This window comes from Methylobacterium sp. J-030 (assembly GCF_022829545.1).
In the GTDB taxonomy this organism is placed as follows: Bacteria; Pseudomonadota; Alphaproteobacteria; order Rhizobiales; family Beijerinckiaceae; genus Methylobacterium.
The window spans coordinates 1-2,860 of the sequence record NZ_JAKSYM010000179.1 but is presented as its reverse complement, the minus strand read 5'-3'; the positions used below and the strand labels follow the sequence as shown (position 1 = coordinate 2,860).

At 63.3% G+C, this 2,860-nt stretch carries 4 protein-coding genes; 2 read left to right on the top strand and 2 right to left on the bottom strand.

What is annotated here, in order from left to right:
• Positions 1 to 378 (top strand): hypothetical protein (locus tag MKK75_RS12300; RefSeq protein ID WP_244042853.1); only part of this gene is annotated, 378 nt, incomplete at its 5' end.
• Between the two features lie 289 nt (positions 379 to 667).
• On the opposite strand, the gene MKK75_RS36360 is transcribed toward MKK75_RS12300, so the two are convergent.
• The gene (locus MKK75_RS36360; RefSeq protein ID WP_409567554.1) at positions 668 to 1,153 is read right to left on the bottom strand and encodes a hypothetical protein; all 486 of its coding nucleotides are present in this window, start codon (positions 1,151 to 1,153) and stop codon (positions 668 to 670) included.
• A 492-nt stretch (positions 1,154 to 1,645) separates the two neighbouring features.
• Between MKK75_RS36360 and MKK75_RS36355 the strand changes: the two genes are divergently transcribed.
• Positions 1,646 to 1,867, top strand: a complete 222-nt coding sequence (locus MKK75_RS36355) for a hypothetical protein (RefSeq protein ID WP_409567553.1) — start codon at positions 1,646 to 1,648, stop codon at positions 1,865 to 1,867.
• 210 nt (positions 1,868 to 2,077) lie between these two features.
• On the opposite strand, the gene MKK75_RS12290 is transcribed toward MKK75_RS36355, so the two are convergent.
• Complete coding sequence (locus tag MKK75_RS12290) at positions 2,078 to 2,539, bottom strand: hypothetical protein (RefSeq protein WP_244042851.1); 462 nt, start codon at positions 2,537 to 2,539, stop codon at positions 2,078 to 2,080.
• Positions 2,540 to 2,860: the final 321 nt, after the last annotated feature.

Sequence of the window (2,860 nt, the reverse complement as noted above, 5' to 3'; positions counted from 1 at the left end):
CAGCTCTCGGCCGTGATCCGGTTCGGCCGGGCGAGAGGCTGCTGCGAGGGCTGCGGGCGGCCGCACGGACGCAAGGTCTACCACCTTGGTGAAGGTCGCTGGTGGGATGCCGACGCCGGCGGGTGGCGCGATGGCTGGGGCAGGCGGATCCGGATCGCTGCGGAAGCTGACATTCTGGGCCGTGCCCGCCAGACCCGCGTGGTGTTGGACGCTGCTCATCGGGACCACGACGTGTCGAACAACGCGGACGCAAACCTCGCGGCCTTCTGCCAACGCTGCCACATGATCCACGACCGGCCCAAGCATCAGCGTCGGCGCTGGCGCACGTTATTTCGGCGCAAGGCGCTCGGTGATCTGTTCGGTGGGCCCTACGCGTGAAGGTTTGCTAGTGCGATCTCATGCCGGCGATAGCAAGAGGTTGACATGCGTCTCTCTCAATCAGTCACAAGGGCTACGCTGGCGGCGGTGATCGCCGCCACCTCATGTTCGCCATGCCTCGCCCAGCACAGGCACACGAGTCGACGCACGGCGGCAGCTAGCAAACCTGCCAATGCCAGCGAGGCATACTGTCGGACCAGGGCGCGGGACTACGCCTACGAGAAACATGCCGATCCCGGACAGGAGTATCTGTTCTTCAGCAAGTGCATGGGGCGGTAGATGTACGGCGCTACCGACTATCGACCCGCTCGGCGACCATCCGTTCTGCTGCCTCGAAGACACGTCTGATCGCAGGCCGTCGATAGTCCCAGATCGAATCCGCGTCTGGTGAGATCAGCACCATCGTGGCGTTGACTTCAAAGACGAGGATGCGGCCTTCGGCATCAAGGCCGAAATCGATGCCAGCGTAATCGAGCCCCAGCTGTACCGCGACCGCGCGAAGGGCTGTCATTCCGTTCGTACCCAAGACTGAGGTGGGGTCGTCGAGGTAGCGTTGCTCTTCCAGGCGATAGGCATCGTCCTCGGCCATAGCCGACGTGAAGTAATGTACCTTCCAATCGTGCCCTAGCGCGAGGTGGAGGGGGTAAAAACCGCCGCCGATGAACATCATGCGATACTTGCGCGCGAGCCCGTCAGCCCCACGCGCATCCAGATACTCGATCAGAAACAGGTCACCGGACCCGCTATGGTCGAGCGCGTCGAGCGCGCTGATCAATGCAGCCCGACTATCAACCTTCGAAAAATGCTGGCCGGTGTGATAGCCGGGCCGTCGTATGAGGACCGGAAACGCGAAGTCTGTGAGTGCAAGAATATCCGCGCGCCGCAGTCGGCGTACCTTCGGAATACGTAGGCTCGCGATCGATCGGAGCTGTGCCGCATCGGCTCGGCCGGTGGTACGGACGCGTTCCGGTCTGTTGATCACGGGGCGGTCCGAGCGCGCACACAGCCATTCAGCTCTGCTGAGCGCCTCCATACAGAGATCCGCGTCGCCGATCGCGTTGAAGATCAGGTCATGGGGCGGCAGGGACGCGACCGGGTCGGCATGATCGGCGTAGATCGCGGTGATGTCGTACTCGCGGTCGCTTAGCCAATGCTCGACCGGGATGTTGCCGCCGAGGGCTGACACGAGGAGCAGGATCCGGCGCGCCTGTCCGGTGCCGCGGTAGGGGCGGCGCACCAGCCAATCTTCGCTGAAGCCGCGCCTCCGATGGTGAGCCGCCGTTTCCGCGTCTCCCTCCTCGGCGAGCACGAGGGCAAGCCCTTGATGAGCCTGGGCGAGATCCGGTGCACGTTCGAGAGCCGCTTGGAAATGGTGTCTGGCCGCTATCAGCTCGCCACCTGCTCGGAGCAGGTTGGCCAAGTTCACACGTCCGATCGGCTCGTCAGCATGATGAAGAACGGCTTGCTCATAGGCCGTGCGGGCAGCTGATCGGTATCCCCCTGCATAGGCGAGATTCCCCAGTTCGGTCAGACACTGGAAATGGGTTGGATCACGGGCCAGTAGTGCAAGATAGAAGCTACGAGCCTCTGCGTCGGCACCGCGAGCCGCAAGCGCGCGGGCTCGTCTCAGTTCATCATCCGTTACGGCCGCCGGGCCTGCGCGATCAGGTTTTTCGCCACGCAACGACATCGTGGTCTTTCAGCCGCTCGACCGCCTGAGCTGAGAGAGCAGCGCGCCATAACGGAAGTTTGAGGTGAGCCCGGACGGCTCAGTGAAAGTGCCCTCACCGCGATCAGACCGCGCCGTCGTGACGGTGCCGTGTAGGATGCCGCTGCCGGTGCATTCTACGTTCGCAGGAACCGAGGCGTGTTCGCGATCGAGAGTGAACCCACCGCTGCACACGACCAGCTTCTTCGCGTCCTGGGTGTAGAATTGGACCCGCAAGAGACGAACTGAGGCATGGCCTGTCAGCACGCTGCCGTCTGCGCGCCGGACCTCGAACGGTAACGCGTCGAAGCCGTAGGTGCTTCCCCCTTCATCTGAGCCGATCTGCAGGCCCGGTATCGCCGTCGCTCCTCCGCCGCAGCTTGCCAGGATTGGCAGCAGTGCGCCGGCACAGGCGTAGAGAACGCACTGCTTGAGCGAACCCACGTTCTTCATATTGTCCGCCCACAGACCCTCAACGCATAGCTTTGCCCTCTGTACCGTCCACGAAGATTCGAGAATGTGTCTGCTGTTGAGGTCGACCGCTGCCCCTCGGCAGCCGATCTCAAACTCCCGCCCGAGGCCTACAACGGCATGGGGCAGACCCCGGGCGACAGATGGCGGAGGCGGCCTAGATGTTTGATCCCAGGGTTTGATGGTGCGATCTTCACGCCCGAGTGGAGGGACGCGCTATGGGCCAGGTTCTTCACGGCAGCGCCACAACGACGGAGGCGATCCGTCGAGCGATCCAGCATAGTCAAGCGAGCCTGAGGGCGC